The 16,506-nt window shown below is 61.5% G+C and carries 12 protein-coding genes and 1 pseudogene; all 13 read left to right on the plus strand.

What is annotated here, in order from left to right; genetic code table 11:
- Positions 1 to 432, plus strand: a 432-nt coding sequence (locus tag BI292_RS03695; protein ID WP_256592611.1) for a methyl-accepting chemotaxis protein, incomplete at its 5' end; no start/stop codon positions are given.
- Between the two features lie 284 nt (positions 433 to 716).
- On the plus strand, positions 717 to 1,163 hold the full coding sequence (locus BI292_RS03700; RefSeq protein WP_101207029.1) for a DUF411 domain-containing protein: 447 nt from the start codon (positions 717 to 719) through the stop codon (positions 1,161 to 1,163).
- Complete coding sequence (locus BI292_RS03705; protein ID WP_101207030.1) at positions 1,163 to 1,597, plus strand: YqaA family protein; 435 nt, start codon at positions 1,163 to 1,165, stop codon at positions 1,595 to 1,597. Before BI292_RS03700 ends, BI292_RS03705 begins: the two co-directional genes overlap by 1 nt.
- Positions 1,598 to 1,683: 86 nt before the next feature.
- Complete coding sequence (locus BI292_RS03710) at positions 1,684 to 2,703, plus strand: alpha/beta fold hydrolase (protein WP_101207031.1); 1,020 nt, start codon at positions 1,684 to 1,686, stop codon at positions 2,701 to 2,703.
- Positions 2,704 to 2,716: 13 nt separating this feature from the next.
- Positions 2,717 to 3,670, plus strand: coding sequence for a D-2-hydroxyacid dehydrogenase family protein (locus BI292_RS03715; RefSeq protein ID WP_101207032.1), 954 nt, complete (start codon positions 2,717 to 2,719; stop codon positions 3,668 to 3,670).
- A gap of 593 nt (positions 3,671 to 4,263) precedes the next feature.
- The gene (gene glgA / locus BI292_RS03720; protein WP_092280829.1) at positions 4,264 to 5,850 is read left to right on the plus strand and encodes a glycogen synthase GlgA; all 1,587 of its coding nucleotides are present in this window, start codon (positions 4,264 to 4,266) and stop codon (positions 5,848 to 5,850) included.
- 15 nt (positions 5,851 to 5,865) lie between these two features.
- Positions 5,866 to 7,635 carry a malto-oligosyltrehalose trehalohydrolase gene (gene treZ, locus BI292_RS03725; RefSeq protein ID WP_101207033.1) on the plus strand — a complete coding sequence of 590 codons (1,770 nt, stop codon included), beginning with the start codon at positions 5,866 to 5,868 and terminating at the stop codon, positions 7,633 to 7,635.
- A 33-nt stretch (positions 7,636 to 7,668) separates the two neighbouring features.
- Positions 7,669 to 9,747 (plus strand): 4-alpha-glucanotransferase, encoded by a 2,079-nt coding sequence (gene malQ / locus BI292_RS03730; RefSeq protein WP_101207034.1) that lies wholly within the window; start codon positions 7,669 to 7,671, stop codon positions 9,745 to 9,747.
- Entirely contained in the window at positions 9,744 to 12,539 is a 2,796-nt protein-coding gene (locus BI292_RS03735; protein ID WP_101207035.1) for a malto-oligosyltrehalose synthase, read from the plus strand. Before malQ ends, BI292_RS03735 begins: the two co-directional genes overlap by 4 nt.
- Before the next feature lie 21 nt (positions 12,540 to 12,560).
- The gene (locus tag BI292_RS03740; RefSeq protein WP_101207036.1) at positions 12,561 to 12,926 is read left to right on the plus strand and encodes a DUF2934 domain-containing protein; all 366 of its coding nucleotides are present in this window, start codon (positions 12,561 to 12,563) and stop codon (positions 12,924 to 12,926) included.
- A gap of 245 nt (positions 12,927 to 13,171) precedes the next feature.
- Positions 13,172 to 15,331, plus strand: a complete 2,160-nt coding sequence (gene glgX / locus BI292_RS03745) for a glycogen debranching protein GlgX (RefSeq protein WP_092280819.1) — start codon at positions 13,172 to 13,174, stop codon at positions 15,329 to 15,331.
- 1 nt (position 15,332) lies between these two features.
- Positions 15,333 to 16,322 carry an acyl-CoA dehydrogenase gene (locus tag BI292_RS03750; protein ID WP_101207037.1) on the plus strand — a complete coding sequence of 330 codons (990 nt, stop codon included), beginning with the start codon at positions 15,333 to 15,335 and terminating at the stop codon, positions 16,320 to 16,322.
- Positions 16,319 to 16,506 (plus strand): annotated as a pseudogene (locus BI292_RS03755) (PIG-L family deacetylase); the annotation flags it as partial. The gene BI292_RS03750 and the pseudogene BI292_RS03755, both read left to right, overlap by 4 nt.

The raw sequence follows: 16,506 nt of genomic DNA on the forward strand, positions 1-16,506 counted from the left end.
GGGGAACAGGGACGCGGGTTTGCCGTGGTCGCGGATGAAGTCCGCGCCCTCGCCGCCCGGACCCAGGCCAGTACCTCGGAAATCAATGAAATGCTCAAACGCCTGACGCTCGGCGTGAGCTCGTCGGTGGCGGCGATGGAAAACACTCAGGCCAGTTGCCAATCCGCTGCCGATGCGACGGCGCGGGTTAACTCCGGTCTGGATGAAATGGCCGGCTCGGTCAGCCACATCAACAGCCTCAGCACCCAGATCGCCACTGCCGCCGAGCAGCAAAGCGCAGTGACCGAAGAGATCAACCGCAGCATGGTGCAGATCCGCCACATGGTCGACGAACTGGTGAAAAGCGGTCACGCCAGCGAACTCAACACCCAGCAACTGCTGGAAGCGAATAGCCGCGTAAGCGCAATCATGGGCCGGTTCAAGGTTAGTTGACGGGACGCACCGTGTGATGGGGGCTTGCCTGTGGCTAGGGGACTTGCCTGTGGCGAGGGGGCTTGCCCCCGTTCGGCGGCGAAGCCGTCGCCAAACCTGCGACCACGGACTGACTGGAGGAACAGCTGGGGCTGCTTCGCAACCCAACGGAGGCAAGCCCCCTCGCCACAGCTACTCACGTACTTGGCCTATCTGCATTAATTCGAAACACTCCCCTCGCGCAGCAGCGGCTAAAGTAGTCAAAATGCCTGTTTTTTTGACCGCCATTCCAGCCGAGATATGCCATGCGAACCCCTCTGCGATTGATCGCCCTGAGCACCCTGCTCATTTCCTCCCTCGCCCAAGCGGCAGATCTGATCCCGATTGAAGTCCATCGCGACGCCAATTGCGGTTGCTGCAAAAAGTGGATCAGCCATCTGCAAGCCAACGGCTTCAAAGTTGAAGATCACGTTGAAGCCGACATGAGCACCTTCAAACAACAGCACGGCGTGCCGCCACGCCTGGCGTCCTGTCACACCGCGTTGATCAACGGCAAGTTCGTCGAAGGTCATGTGCCGGCCGAGCAAGTGCTGGCGCTGAGCAAACGTGATGACCTGCTCGGCGTCGCCGCCCCCGGCATGCCGATGGGCTCGCCGGGCATGGAAATGGACGGCATGAGCGACGCGTATCAAGTCATCGGCCTGAGCAAAACCGGCGCCGACGTGGTGGTGGCGGACTACCCCGCGCATTGATGTTCGGCGCCTACATCGGGCTGTTCCTGGCGGCGTTCGGCGCGGCGACGCTGTTGCCGTTGCAATCCGAAGCGCTGCTGGTCGGCCTGTTACTCAGCGATAAATATTGGCTGTGGTCGCTGCTGGCGGTCGCGACGCTGGGCAACGTCCTCGGCTCGCTGGTCAATTGGTGGCTGGGGCGCGGGATCGAACGCTTCCGCGAACGGCGCTGGTTTCCGGTCAGCCCAAAGCATCTTGAAACAGCTCGCAAACATTATCAGCGCTACGGGCATTGGTCGTTATTGCTCAGTTGGCTGCCGATTATCGGTGACCCGCTGACCCTGGTGGCCGGCGTCATGCGCGAGCCGCTGGGGCGTTTCCTGCTGATTGTGACCCTCGCCAAAGGTGCGCGTTATGCCGTGCTGGCCCTCGCCACCCTCGGCTGGATGGGTTGAACCATCACCCAAGCACACTGCCAGTGTTTAATGTCGCCCTAATCATGCCGTTTCAGCATCGGCCGATTTCCTCAAGGAGTTGAACTATGTCCGCTACCCGTTGGCTGCCCAGCCTGCTGTTGACCGCCGCGCTGCCCGTTCTGGCGCACGCCGAAGGCCCGGCTTATGGCCCCGAGTTGCAAGGTTTCGACTACCCGTACACGGTCAAGCATTTTGCCTTTGAGTCTCAGGGCAAATCCCTGCAAATGGGTTACATGGACGTCGCCGCCAACGGCAAGGCCAACGGCCGCAGCGTGGTGTTGATGCACGGCAAAAACTTCTGCGGCGCAACGTGGGACAGCTCGATCAAAGCCCTCAGCGACGCTGGCTACCGAGTCATCGCCCCGGATCAGATCGGCTTCTGCACTTCCAGCAAACCGGACAGTTACCAGTACACCTTCCAGCAATTGGCCACCAACACCCAGCAGCTACTGAAAGCTCTGGGCATCCAGAAAGCTACCCTCCTCGGCCACTCAACCGGCGGCATGCTCGCCACGCGTTACGCGCTGCAATATCCGGAACAAGTCGAGCAACTGGCGCTGGTCAACCCGATTGGCCTGGAAGACTGGAAAGCCCTCGGCGTGCCGTATCGCACGGTTGATCAATGGTACGAACGCGAACTGAAAGTCAGTGCCGACGGCATCCGCGAATACGAACGCAGCACCTATTACGCCGGGCGCTGGAAACCTGAATACGACCGCTGGGTCGACATGCTCGCCGGCCTGAGCAAAGGCCCGGGCAAAACCCAAGTGGCGTGGAACTCGGCGCTGATCTACGACATGATCTTCACCCAACCGGTCTACTACGAGTTCAAGGACCTGAAAGTGCCAACCCTGCTGCTGATCGGCACGTCCGACACCACCGCCATCGGCAAAGACATCGCGCCACCGGCGGTGAAGACGCAGATCGGCAAATATGACGTGCTTGGCAAACAAGTCGCCAAACTCATCCCGCACTCGACACTGATCGAATTCCCGGGCCTGGGCCACGCGCCACAAATGGAAGAACCGGCAAAATTCCACCAGGCCTTGCTCGGCTGGCTGAACAAAGACAACCCTGTTCGTTGATGAGGTAAGGCCGATGGCGCTGCAGATTGCGGTAATCGATGACTGGCAAGACGTGGCGAGCAGCGTGGTCGACTGGTCGGTGCTCGAAAGCATGGGCACAGTCAGCTTCCTCCACGACTACCCTGCCGACAACGCTACCCTGGCCAAACGCCTGGGCGACTTCGAGGTTATCTGCGTCATGCGCGAACGCACCCGGTTCGACGAAGACCTGCTGCGCCGCCTGCCGAAACTCAAACTGCTCGTCACCGGCGGCATGCGCAATGCCGCCCTCGACCTCAACGCCGCCGCCGCCCTGGGTATTCAGGTCAGCGGCACCGACAGCTACAAACACGCCGCCCCGGAATTGACCTGGGCGCTGATCATGGCCGCCACCCGCAACCTCGTCGCCGAAGCCAACGCCCTGCGCGCCGGCACTTGGCAGCAAGGCTTGGGCGGCGACCTGCACGGCAAAACCCTGGCCATTCTCGGCCTCGGCAGCATCGGCAAACGCGTTGCACAATTCGGCCAGGTCTTTGGCATGCGCGTGATCGCCTGGAGCGAAAACCTCACTGCCGAACGCGCCAGTGAAGCCGGCGTGACCTACGTCAGCAAACAACAATTGTTCGAACAAGCCGACATCCTCAGCGTCCACCTCGTGCTCAGCGACCGCACCCGCGGCATCGTCGACAGCCAAGCCCTCAACTGGATGCAACCCACGGCCCTGCTAGTCAACACCGCACGCGGTCCCATCGTCGACGAAACAGCCCTGATCAAAGCCCTGCAGAAAAACCGCCTGGCCGGCGCCGCGCTAGATGTTTTCGAGCAGGAGCCTTTGCCCGCGAATCACCCGTTTCGGACGCTGGAAAAGGTGCTGGCCACTCCGCACGTGGGCTATGTGAGCCGGCAGAACTATCAGATGTTCTTTGCGCAGATGATCGAGGACATTCAGGCTTGGGCGGCGGGAGCTCCGGTGCGGGTTTTGGCCTGAACGACCGCGTTAGCGTTCATCGCGGGCAGGCTCACACCTACAGGGGGTGGGTGCGTTCGCGAAGAACTGGGCGTTTGCTAGGGCGCCTTCGCGGGCGAGCCTCGCTCCTACGAAATCAAAAGCACAGCCGAACCATCGCACCAAACCAGTGCGCAAGACGCCCCGTCAGCGCACAAATCCAGAAAAATCACGCGACATTCCCGACCACTAAAAAAAATCCCCCCGCCCTTCGTCGGTGCGCGCAGAAAAAAAACCATGCACGCCCGTACCCACTCAAACCGATTGTCGAACAATTTTGCCATCTGCCCGCCAACGCTCTAACTTCTGGCCTAGACTGAAAAACGCAAGCGTCAGCCGCTCGGTCACAAAGCAGAAAAAAAGTCGAAACTTTTGACGGCCGCACACAGTCCTCTTAACAACAGGTGCATACCGACTGGTGCAATCCTTGCAACAGCCGCAATACCCATAATGCTCTAGCGTATTGGGCAGCCATTGCTACCAATGCGCAGCGCCTTCGCGCCCGGCCACAGGAATTGGCCAGCAACATCGTTTGTGCCATGCCAAGAATTAGATCAATAACACGGGAGTTACATATGATCAGTGCGGCTTTAGATATTCAGGGAGAGCGTGCTCATCAGAGAGTCGGCGAAACGAGCGCCGTCAATGCTCCGAGCACCCAATCGATCAGCGTTCCGGGCACCAAGACGCTGACACCGGTAGCCAGTCAGAACCCCAACAAAAAGAAAGTCCTGTTCGTCACCTCGGAAATTGCCGACCTGGTGAAAACGGGTGGTTTGGGTGACGTCTCTGCGGCGCTGCCTCGCGCCATGGCTCACCTGCACGACGTTCGAGTGCTCATCCCCGGTTATCCGCAAGTACTGCATAGCGAAAATCCGATCCACATCATCGGCGAACTCGGCGGCCACGCCGCGCTGCCGCCGTGCAAGATCGGGCGCATGGACATGCCTGATGGCCTGGTCATTTACGTATTGATCTGCCCTGAACTCTACGAGCGCGAAGGCTCGCCCTACGGCGCCAACAACGGTCGCGACTGGCCGGACAACCATATTCGCTTCGCCCGCCTCGGTCTGGCCGCTGCCGACATCGCCGCCAACCTCGCACAAATCCACTGGTGCCCGGACCTGGTGCACGCCCATGACTGGCCAGCGGGCCTCGCCCCTGCCTACATGCACTGGCGTGGGCAGCGCACCCCGACGCTGTTCACCATCCATAACCTCGCCTATCAAGGCGTGACCAGCCTGGGTTCATGCCCGGAGTTGGGCATCCCGATGCACGCGCTGCAACAGGAAGGCATGGAGTTCTACGGCAAGATGTCGTTCCTCAAGGCCGGCATGGCCTATTCGAGCCACATCACCACGGTCAGTGCCACTTACGCTCAGGAAATCACCACGCCGGACTTCGGCTGCGGTCTCGACGGTTTCCTTGCCGCCAAGACCCAGCAAGGCCTGCTCAGCGGGATTCCCAACGGCATCGACGAGAGCTGGGACGCGGCCACCGACGCCCACTTGTTCCGCCCGTTTTCGGCCGGTGACTGGGAAGGCAAAGCGGTAAACGCCGCCCACGTGCGTGAACTGTTTGGCCTCGAAGATTCCGAAGGTCCGCTGTTCGCCGTGGTCTCGCGACTGGTCTATCAGAAAGGCCTGGACCTCACCGAAGCGGTGTCCGAGTTTATTGTCGAACAAGGTGGCCAAATTGCCATCATTGGCCGTGGCGAACCTGAAGAAGAACAAGCCATGCGCGAACTGGCCCTGCGTTTCCCGGGACAAGTCGGCGTACGCATCGGCTTCAACGAAACCGACGCCCGGCGCATGTTCGCCGGCAGCGATTTCCTGCTGATGCCTTCGCGTTACGAGCCTTGCGGCTTGAGCCAGATGTACGCCCAGCGTTTCGGCTCGCTGCCGGTCGCGCGCAACACTGGCGGCCTGGCCGACACCATTGAAAACGGCGTGACCGGTTTCCTGTTCGACGAATCCACCGTCGAGAGCTACCGCGAAGCGGTCGGCCGCGCCTTCAAAGTATTTGCTTTCCCCGACCTGCTTAACGCCATGCGCTGCCGTGCGATGGCCGCCCCGTTCAACTGGAGCAAAGCGGTCGAACCCTACGCCGAACTTTACGAAAAACTAGTGGCTAAAGCCTTGGGTAAGTCCGGCCACAAATAAACAGAGGTTTCAACGATGCCGTTACGGACCCTTGACACCTGGCCCCACGGCGCAATGATGCTGGACGCAGAAAACACGCGTTTTGCCTTGTGGGCTCCAGATGCGTCGAACGTCAGTGTCAAACTGGATGATGGACAATCTTTACCCCTGCAGCCCCACGCCGACGGCTGGTTTGTTTTGCAAACCCGCTGCCCGGCCGGGACGCAATACCGCTACAACATCGATGGCGAGATCGACGTACCGGACCCGGCGTCCCGCGCCCAGGCCGGTGACCTCGACCGCCATAGCGTGGTGGTCGATCACCTCGCCTACCATTGGCAACACAACGCCTGGCAAGGTCGGCCGTGGAATGAAGCGGTCATCTACGAATTGCACGTCGGCACGCTCGGCGGCTTCAGTGAAGTCGAGCAGCATCTGGCGCGCCTCGTTGAGTTGGGCGTCACCGCGATTGAACTGATGCCCCTGGCGCAATTCCCCGGCAATCGCAATTGGGGTTACGACGGCGTTCTGCCCTACGCGCCGCAAGCCTCATACGGTACGCCCGAGCAACTGAAACACCTGATCGACACCGCCCACGGTCATGGCCTCGCGGTGATTCTCGACGTCGTCTACAACCACTTCGGCCCCGATGGCAATTACCTGCATCGCTACGCCAAGGGTTTCTTCCGCGAAGACAAACACACGCCTTGGGGCGCAGCGATCGACTTCCGCCGCCGCGAAGTGCGCGATTTCTTTATCGAAAACGCGCTGATGTGGCTGATGGAATACCGCTTCGACGGCTTGCGCCTGGACGCGGTGCACGCCATCGAAGACCCGGACTTCCTTCAGGAACTGGCGCAACGCGTGCGTGACCAGACTCGCCCCGGCCGCCACGTGTGGCTCAACCTTGAGAACGAACACAATCAGGCGAGCCTGCTGGAACAGGGTTTCGACGCGCAGTGGAACGACGACGGCCACAACGCCCTGCACGTTTTGCTGACCGGCGAGACCGACGCCTATTACGAAGACTATGCAGAGAACCCGACCGAACAATTGGCTCGCTGCCTGAGCGAAGGCTTCGTGTTTCAGGGCCATATCAATCGGCATGGCGAAGCGCGCGGCGAGCCTAGCGGCCATCTGCCGCCAAGCTCATTTGTGCTGTTCCTGCAGAACCACGACCAGATCGGCAACCGTGCTTTCGGCGAACGCCTGCACCAATTGGCACCGACCGACGCGTTGAAAGCCGCGACCGCGCTGCTGCTGTTGTCGCCGATGATTCCGCTGATGTTCATGGGCGACGAGTTTGCCGCCGAGCAACCGTTCCTGTTTTTCACCAGCCACCACGGTGAACTGGCAGAACTGGTGCGCGAAGGTCGACGCAATGAATTCGCCGCGTTCAGCGCCTTCAAGGATCCACACAAGCGCGAGAAGATCCCCGATCCGAATGCGCCGGAAACCTTCAAAGCGTCGCAGCCGCATCTGCTCGGCGACCCGTCGCAAGAGGCGATGCACGATTTGTATCGGCAGCTGCTGAAACTGCGCCATCAACACATCATTCCCCATCTGCCGGGCGCCACGGCCCTTGGCACCGAGGTTCTGGGCGAAGGTGCGGTGAGTGCGCGCTGGCAGTTGGGCGATGGCAGCCGCCTGCGTATTGACCTGAACCTCAGCGACGCGCCCGTGGTCCACCCTCCACAGGCCGATGCGTTGCTGCTGTTCGAACACCCGCCCGCGTCCGGCCTGTTGGATCAGAGCAGCCTCGCCCCTTTTAGCGTGCTCGTCAGCCTCACGGCTGCAAACCCTTAGTGACATGATTTGGCTATCTGAAGGAGAGCGCCTATGAGCGATGCGCAACTGGAAATACTGGCCAGCCGAGCTGGCCTGGCCGTCGACTGGATCGACGCCAACGGACGCCAACAGAAAGTCGCCCCCGCCGTGTTGCGCGCCGTTTTGACCGGCCTCGGTCACCCGGCGGGCAGCGCCCAGGAAATCGACGCGAGCCTCCTGCAATTGCAGGAGGTCCAGCAAACCCGGCACCTGCCGCCAATGATCACGGCGGACGTCGGCGTCGGGGTTGATCTGGCGCGTTATTTCGAACCTGAGACGCCGTGCGAGATTCACCTCGAAGACGGCTCCCGACTCAATCTGAAACTCGACGTCAATGCGGTACTGCCCGGTTTGATCCCGGTCGGCTATCAGCACGTCAGCATCGACGGCCAGACCTTCACCCTCGCGGTGGCGCCCGAGCGTTGCTACAGCGTCGGCGATGCGGTGAACAGCGCGATCCCGCGCACGTGGGGTTTGAGCGTGCAGCTGTATTCGCTGCGTCGCCCCGGCGATGGCGGTTTCGGCGACACCCAAGCCCTCGAAGAATTGGCCCGGGTGGCCGGCGAACGCGGCGCCGAAGCGCTGGCGATCAGCCCGATGCACGCGATGTTCAGCAGCGACACCCATCGCTACAGCCCGTATTCGCCGTCCAGCCGTCTGTTCCTCAACAGCCTCTACGCCGCGCCGGGCTCGATCCTTGGTGAACGTGCGCTGCGTGACGCGATTGAAGCGGCCGGTCTCGGCGAACAGCTGCAAGCCCTTGAAGCGCTGCCGCTGATCGATTGGCCGGTCGCCGCTGAAGCCAAGCATCGTCTGCTGCAAGCGCTTTATGAAGGCTTCGTCCACGGCGAACATCCGCTGCACGAAGACTTCAGCAGTTTCCGCCATGCCGGTGGCGAAGCGCTGGAAAACCACTGCCGTTTCGAAGCCATTCAAGAGGCCCGCGCCGCCAAGGGTGAAGAGCTCGACTGGCGCCACTGGCCGGAAGAATGGCGCGACCCACGCAGTGCCGCCCTCGCCGATTTCGCCGAAGAAAATGCCGGGCGCATTGGCTTCTTCGCGTTCTGCCAATGGCTGATCGCCCGTTGCCTGGAGCGTGCGCAAGTCGCCGCCCGCAGCGCCGGCATGGGCGTTGGCTTGATCGCTGACCTGGCGGTTGGCGCCGACGGCGGCGGCAGTCAGGCCTGGAGCCGCCAAGACGAATTGCTCGCCTCGCTGACCGTCGGCGCACCGCCCGACATTCTCAATCGCACGGGCCAGGGCTGGGGCATTTCCGCGTTTTCTCCGGAAGGTCTCGTGCGCAACGGCTTCCGCGCGTTTATTGAAATGCTCCGCGCCAATTTCGCCCACGCCGGCGGCCTGCGCATCGACCACGTCATGGGCCTGCAACGTTTGTGGGTAATCCCCAACGACGCCTCGCCCGCCGATGGCGCGTATCTGTATTACCCGGTGGACGACCTGCTGCGCTTGCTCGCCCTCGAATCGCATCGGCACCAGGCGATTGTCCTCGGCGAAGACCTTGGCACTGTCGCCGAAGGCTTGCGCGAAAAACTCATCGCCCGCTCGATTCTCGGCATGCGCGTGCTGTTGTTCGAACAGGACAATACGCACTTCGAGCCACCGCTCGAATGGCCGGACAACGCGCTGGCCACCACCAGCACCCACGATTTGCCGACGATCAATGGCTGGTGGCATGGCCACGATATCGACTGGAATGCGCGCCTCGGCATGGTCGATGCCAAAGGTGAAATCGAGTGGCGCCAGCACCGTGAACGCGAGCGCGAAGGCCTGCGCCGGGTGCTCAGCGAAGACCCGCAGAACTTCCGCGAAGAGTCCCACGAGTCCGATCAGGTGCTCGACGCCGCGATCCGTTTCCTCGGGCATACGCGCGCGCCGCTGGTGTTGCTGCCAATCGAAGATGCCCTCGGCGTCGAACAGCAAGCCAACCTGCCCGGCACCACCGATTCGCACCCGAACTGGTCGCGACGTCTGCCCGGTGCCAGCGAAACCCTACTCGATAACCCGGACGCCGCCCGGCGTGTGGAACTGCTCGCCTGTGCGCGACTTCAGGCTGCTGAGCGTGATCAATGAACCAGACGTCAATCCAACCGTTACGCGCGACCCTGCGCCTGCAATTTCATAAAGATTTCACCCTCGACGACGCGGTGCCGCTGGTGCCGTATTTCGCCCGCCTCGGCATCAGCCATGTCTACGCCTCGCCGCTGTTAAGCGCGCGGGCCGGCTCGATGCACGGCTACGACGTGGTTGACCCGACCACGGTCAATCCGGAACTCGGTGGCGAAGCGGCGTTGCGCCGTCTGGTGGCGGCCCTGCGCCAACAGAACATGGGGCTGATCCTCGATATCGTCTCCAACCACATGGCGGTCGGCGGCAGCGATAACCCATGGTGGCTGGACTTGCTGGAGTGGGGCCGCCTGAGCCCGTACGGCGAATTCTTCGACATTCAATGGCATTCGCCGGACCCGCTCATGTCCGGGCAATTGCTCCTGCCGTTCCTGGGCAGCGACTACGGCGTGGCGTTGCAGGACGGCACCCTGGCGCTGCAATTCGATGCGAGCGAAGGCGAGTTTTACGTCAAGCACTACGATCATCACTTCCCGATTTGCCCGATGCACTACGGCGAATTGCTCAAGCCTGACGAGCAACTCAACGCCGAACAAACCGAGCAACTGAAGTTTCTCAGCGACCGTTTTGCCGCCCTGAGCTACCAGACCGATGCGCATAACCTCGCCGCACCGCTGCAAAAAGAGCTGACCGAGCTGGCCACCGACCCGGCAATTGCGCGGGTCATCGAGCAGCACCTCGGCGCCTACGATTCGCTGACGCCAGAAGGTTTCCAGAACCTGCACAACCTGCTCGAACGCCAGAGTTACCGCTTGGCGAGCTGGCGCACGGCGGCGGATGACATCAACTGGCGGCGCTTTTTCGACGTCAACGAACTCGGCGGTTTGCGCGTCGAGCGTCCGGCGGTGTTTGAAGAAACCCACGCGAAGATCTTCGAACTGATTGCTGAAGGTCTGGTGGACGGTTTGCGCATCGACCACATCGACGGCCTCGCTGACCCGCGCGGTTATTGCCGCAAACTGCGCCGTCGGGTCGATAGCCTGTCGCCGCAGCGGCACTTGCCGATCTATGTCGAGAAGATCCTCGGCGAAGGTGAAACCCTGCACCGCGACTGGTCGGTGGATGGCACCACCGGTTACGAATTCATGAACCAATTGTCGCTGCTGCAGCATGATCCGGCCGGTGCGCAAACCCTCGGTGAGCTGTGGAATCGCCACAGCGAACGGCATGCCGAATTCATTCGCGAGGCACAACTGGCGCGTCAGCAAATCCTCAACGGTTCGCTGGCCGGCGACTTCGAAAGTGTCGCGCAAGCCTTGCTGCAAGTGGCGCGCGATGACCTGATGACCCGCGACCTGACCCTCGGCGCAATCCGCCGCGCGTTGCAGGAATTGATCGTGCACTTCCCGGTGTACCGCACTTACATCAGCCCGCGCGGGCGCTCGGCCGAAGATGACGTGTTTTTCCAGCAGGCTATGGACGGCGCGCGGCAGACCTTGGGCGAGGCCGATTGGCCGGTGCTTGATTGTCTCGCCCGTTGGCTGGGTGGCGAGCCTTGGCGCAAACGCCCGGTGGGCCGTCAACGCAAAATCCTCAAGCATGCGTGCGTACGTTTCCAGCAACTGACTTCGCCGGCAGCGGCGAAAGCGGTGGAAGACACCGCGTTCTATCGCTCGGCGGTGTTGCTGTCGCGCAACGACGTGGGGTTCAGCACCGAGCAGTTCAGCGCGCCGATCAGTGACTTCCATGCAGCGTGCCTGAATCGCCTGCAAACCTTCCCGCACAACCTGCTGGCCACCGCGACCCACGACCACAAGCGTGGCGAAGATACCCGCGCGCGCCTGGCCGTGCTGAGTGAACGCAGCGCGTGGTACGCCGAACAGGTCGAACACTGGCGCACTTTGGCTGCGGATCTGCGCAGTGACGAGCTTTCGCCATCGGCCGGTGACGAGTTGATTCTCTATCAGGCGATCCTCGGCAGTTGGCCGTTGGGCTTGCGCAGCGATGATCAACCGGCGCTGCAGGACTACGCCAAACGTCTGTGGCAGTGGCAGCAGAAAGCCTTGCGCGAAGCCAAGTTGCAAAGCAGCTGGAGCGCCAACAACGAGGCTTATGAGCAAGCCACTGAAGCGTTCCTCAATCGCGTATTGCTGAGTTCGGAAGGCATGTCACTGCGCTCGGCCCTCGCGGACGCAGTGCAAGCGATTGCCGCGCCGGGTGCGCTGAATAGCTTGGCGCAAACCTTGCTGCGCATGACCGTGCCCGGCGTGCCGGACCTGTATCAGGGCAACGACTATTGGGATTTCACCCTGGTCGATCCCGACAACCGCCGCCCGGTGGACTACCCCGCTCGCCAGCAGTCGCTGCAAGCCGCGCCGGACCTCCGCGCATGGCTGACCAACTGGCAAGACGGGCGCATCAAGCAAGGCCTGATCGCGCGCACGCTGAACTGGCGCGCCGAGCACGCCGAGTTGTTCGGCCAAGGCACCTATGAGGCGCTGGAAGTGCTCGGCAGCGAAGCGCATCGCGTGTTGGCGTTTGCCCGTCAACATCAGGGCCAATACGCGATCGTGATCGTGCCGATTCGCTGCGCCGGGCTGCTGGAAAACAGTGCTGTGCCGCAGATCGACGCGCTGCGCTGGGGCGATACACGGGTGAAATTACCGTTCGCCACCCCGGAAGAAAACCTGAAGGGACTTTTTTCAAACGCAGCAGTCACAAACCACAGGGAGCTGAACATCAGCGCCGCGCTGGGGGATTTCCCGGTCAATCTCTTTATCCAAACTATTCACACTTGAGTTCAGTTCAGGAGCATTGCGATGAGCACCGACGATAAACGCGTTCGCGAATTTGCCTATCAAATATGGGAATCCGAAGGTAAGCCTGAAGGGCACGAAGAGCGCCACTGGGAGATGGCTCGCAAGCTGGCCGAAGCCGAAGCCCTGGCGCCGAAGAAATCCGCCAAGGCTGCCGGCGGCAAGACGGCTGCCGGCAAAACCGGCGCGGCCAAAGCAGACACCGCCAAGTCCGACAGCAAACTGAACGGTCAGGCCGAAGGTGAGGCTAGCGCGGCTAAAACCAAAGCCAAAGCCAAACCGGCAGCGGCTGCAGCCAAAGTCACCCCGCCGGGTGAAAAGGCTGCCGAGAAAAAACCGCGCACCGCGAAGAAGCCGCCGACGGCCTGACGCAGCAAGTTTTTATCCTGATTGAACCTGTGGCGAGCTTGCTCGCCATATCGGGCTCGCTCGCCCGAAAAAACACTGAGCACCTGTGGGAGCGAGCCTGCTGGCGAAGGGGGTTAGTCAGTCGCATGAATTCAGTTGCATGCGTGATGACTGACCGAGCCCTTTCGCCAGCAGGCTCGCTCCCACAGGTTGCTCTACCTGACTGACAGAACTCGCTACATATCCATTTTTGCAGGAGCACTTTAATGACCAGTCCAAAAAAAGACGCGCCAGAAACTCGCACCGAGCCGTCGCGAATTCGTGAAGGCCTGCCCTTCCCGCTCGGCGCCACCTGGGATGGTCTGGGGGTTAACTTCGCCTTGTTCTCCGCCAACGCCACCAAGGTCGAACTGTGCATCTTCGACGATTCCGGTGAAGTCGAGCTGGAGCGCATCGAGCTGCCGGAATACACCGACGAGATCTATCACGGCTACCTGCCCGACGCCCATCCGGGGCTGATCTACGGCTACCGCGTGTACGGTCCTTACGACCCGGCGAACGGCCATCGCTTCAACCACAACAAACTGTTGATCGACCCGTACGCCAAGCAATTGGTCGGCGAGCTGAAATGGTCGGAAGCGTTGTTCGGCTACACCATCGGCCACAAAGACGCCGACCTCAGCTTCGATGAACGCGACAGCGCGCCATTCGTGCCCAAGTGCAAAGTCATCGACCCGGCGCACACCTGGGGCAATGACCATCGCGTCAGCGTGCCGTGGGACAAGACGATCATTTATGAAACTCACGTGCGCGGCATCAGCATGCGTCACCCTGCCGTCCCCGAGAATGTGCGCGGCACGTTCGCCGGGTTGATGGTCGATGAAGTGATCGAACACGTCCGCAAGCTCGGCGTTTCCAGCGTCGAATTGCTGCCGATTCACGCGTTCGTCAACGACCAGCATTTGCTGCAAAAAGGCATGACCAACTACTGGGGCTACAACAGCATCGCGTTCTTCGCCCCGGACCCGCGCTACCTGGCCAGCGGCAAAATTGCCGAGTTCAAGGAGATGGTCGCGCACCTGCACGAAGCCAATCTCGAAGTGATCCTCGACGTGGTCTACAACCACACTGCCGAGGGCAACGAGCAGGGTCCGACCCTGTCGATGCGCGGTATCGACAACGCTTCGTACTATCGCCTGATGCCGGATGACAAGCGCTATTACATCAACGATTCCGGCACCGGCAACACCCTCGACCTGAGCCACCCGTGCGTGCTGCAAATGGTCACTGACTCGCTGCGTTACTGGGCGACGGAAATGCACGTCGACGGTTTCCGCTTCGACCTGGCAACCATTCTCGGTCGCTACCACGACGGTTTCGACGAGCGCCACAGCTTCCTCGTTGCTTGCCGCCAAGACCCAGTGCTGCGTCAGGTGAAAATGATCGCCGAGCCTTGGGACTGCGGCCCCGGTGGTTATCAGGTCGGTGGTTTCCCGCCGGGCTGGGTCGAGTGGAACGACAAATTCCGCGACACTGTGCGCGCCTTCTGGAAGGGTGATGACAGCCAACTCGCTGATTTCGCCAGCCGCATGACCGCGTCCGGCGAGATGTTCAACCAGCGCGGTCGGCGCCCTTATGCGTCGGTGAACTTCATTACTGCGCACGACGGTTTCACCCTCAACGACCTAGTGTCGTACAACGACAAGCACAACGAAGCCAACGACGAAAACAACCAGGACGGCAGCAACAACAACCTGTCGTGGAACCACGGCGTCGAAGGCCCGACCGACGACCCGGAAATCAACGAACTGCGCCAGCGGCAGATGCGTAACTTCTTCGCCACGCTGCTGCTGTCGCAAGGCACGCCGATGCTGGTGGCCGGTGACGAATTTGCGCGGACCCAGGACGGCAACAACAACGCGTATTGCCAGGACAGTGAAATCGGTTGGGTCAACTGGGATCTGAGCGCTGACGGCAAGGCGTTGCTGAAGTTCGTCAAACGCCTGATCAAGCTGCGTCTGGCGTATCCGATCCTGCGTCGCGGGCGCTTTCTGGTCGGCAATTACAACGAAGACATCGGCGTCAAAGATGTCACCTGGCTGGCCCCGGATGGCAACGAAATGTCCACCGAACAGTGGGAAGAGGCGCACGGTCGCTGCCTCGGCATGCTGCTCGACGGTCGCGCCCAGGAAACCGGGATTCGCCGCAAGGGTGGCGATGCGACGCTGCTGCTGGTGGTTAACGCGCACCACGACGTGGTCAATTTCACTTTGCCGGAAGTCCCGGATGGCGGTCACTGGACCTGCATGATCGACACCAATCAGCCGTCGATTCGTGGCCAGGAACGCTTCGAATTCGGTCACGAATACTCGGTCACCGGCCGCTCGCTGCTGCTGTTCGAACTGCAGCATGAGGAAGAAGAGTGAAATGGACTTACAGGCGTTCTTGCACCAACAACCACTCGGCTACGCTGATACCCAAGCGTTAGGCCGGTGCCTGCGGGCGCTAGTGGAAGCCGGTTTCGATCAGCTTCCACTGCCCGGCAGCGGGCAAACCCTGGCGCGTTTCCAGCGCCTGGCCGAGGTCGGCGGTCACGACCTCGGGCTGTGCAAATTGTATGAAGGGCACACCGACGCGCTGGCCATCATCCAGCAACTCGGTGGCACGCCGACGCCCGCCAGCACGTGGGGCATGTGGGCCGCCGAACCGCCGCAAGCCAAGGTTCGCGTCACGCCTTCCGGGCAAATGGTTTTGCTCAATGGGCGCAAAGCCTGGTGTTCCGGCGCGGCGGTGTTGAGCCACGCCCTGCTCACCGCTTGGGATGATCAGGATCAGCAACAATTGGTAGCGGTGGCGCTGGATCAACCCGGCGTCATCGTTACCACCGATGGCTGGCAAGCGTTGGGCATGGCCGCCACCGGCAGCGTTGAAGTGGTGTTCGAGAGCGCTGAGGCGCAAGCCATCGGCAACCCCGGCGATTACTTGCAGCGGCCTGGTTTCTGGCAGGGCGGCATCGGCATTGCCGCGTGTTGGTACGGCGCGGCACAGAGCATCGCCGAGCGTTTGCGTCGCCACTGTGCGCAACGCCCGGAACCGCATGCACTGGCGCATTTGGGCGCGGTCGACAGTGCGTTGCACGCAGCGGCAGAAGTGCTGCGGGTCAGCGCCCTGGCGATCGACGCGCAACCTACGGCCAACGCCGAACTGCTGGCACGCCGCGCTCGGGCGGTGGTGGAAAATTCTGCCGAGCAGGTTATCCAGCACGTCGGCCGAGCCCTCGGTGCCGGGCCTTATTGCAAGGATCGGCAGTTTGCGCAGTTGATCGCGGATCTGCCGGTTTTCCTTCGCCAAAGCCACGCCGAACGTGACCTTGCCGCGCTCGGGCAAGCAGTGATCAACGAGGATTGGACGTTATGAAAGCCAATCCTATCGTGGGTCAGGGCACGCCGTTGCGGCTCTGGCAAACCTCGCGGCAACTGGCGCAATTGCCTGCCATCGACATTCTGGATCTGGTGCCGCCCGGCTCGCGCGCGGTGATTATCGCTCCGCACCCGGATGACGAAGTGTTGGGTTGTGGCGGGTTTCTGCAATTGCTCGCCGC

Source organism: Pseudomonas sp. 43NM1, from assembly GCF_002836905.1.
In the GTDB taxonomy this organism is placed as follows: Bacteria; Pseudomonadota; Gammaproteobacteria; order Pseudomonadales; family Pseudomonadaceae; genus Aquipseudomonas; species Aquipseudomonas prosekii.

Coding starts and splice junctions, on each gene's coding strand:
- BI292_RS03700 (WP_101207029.1), top strand. CDS start 717: ATGCGAACCCCTCTGCGATTGATCGCCCTGAGCACCCTGCTCATTTCC.
- BI292_RS03705 (WP_101207030.1), top strand. CDS start 1,163: ATGTTCGGCGCCTACATCGGGCTGTTCCTGGCGGCGTTCGGCGCGGCG.
- BI292_RS03710 (WP_101207031.1), top strand. CDS start 1,684: ATGTCCGCTACCCGTTGGCTGCCCAGCCTGCTGTTGACCGCCGCGCTG.
- BI292_RS03715 (WP_101207032.1), top strand. CDS start 2,717: ATGGCGCTGCAGATTGCGGTAATCGATGACTGGCAAGACGTGGCGAGC.
- glgA (WP_092280829.1), top strand. CDS start 4,264: ATGATCAGTGCGGCTTTAGATATTCAGGGAGAGCGTGCTCATCAGAGA.
- treZ (WP_101207033.1), top strand. CDS start 5,866: ATGCCGTTACGGACCCTTGACACCTGGCCCCACGGCGCAATGATGCTG.
- malQ (WP_101207034.1), top strand. CDS start 7,669: ATGAGCGATGCGCAACTGGAAATACTGGCCAGCCGAGCTGGCCTGGCC.
- BI292_RS03735 (WP_101207035.1), top strand. CDS start 9,744: ATGAACCAGACGTCAATCCAACCGTTACGCGCGACCCTGCGCCTGCAA.
- BI292_RS03740 (WP_101207036.1), top strand. CDS start 12,561: ATGAGCACCGACGATAAACGCGTTCGCGAATTTGCCTATCAAATATGG.
- glgX (WP_092280819.1), top strand. CDS start 13,172: ATGACCAGTCCAAAAAAAGACGCGCCAGAAACTCGCACCGAGCCGTCG.
- BI292_RS03750 (WP_101207037.1), top strand. CDS start 15,333: ATGGACTTACAGGCGTTCTTGCACCAACAACCACTCGGCTACGCTGAT.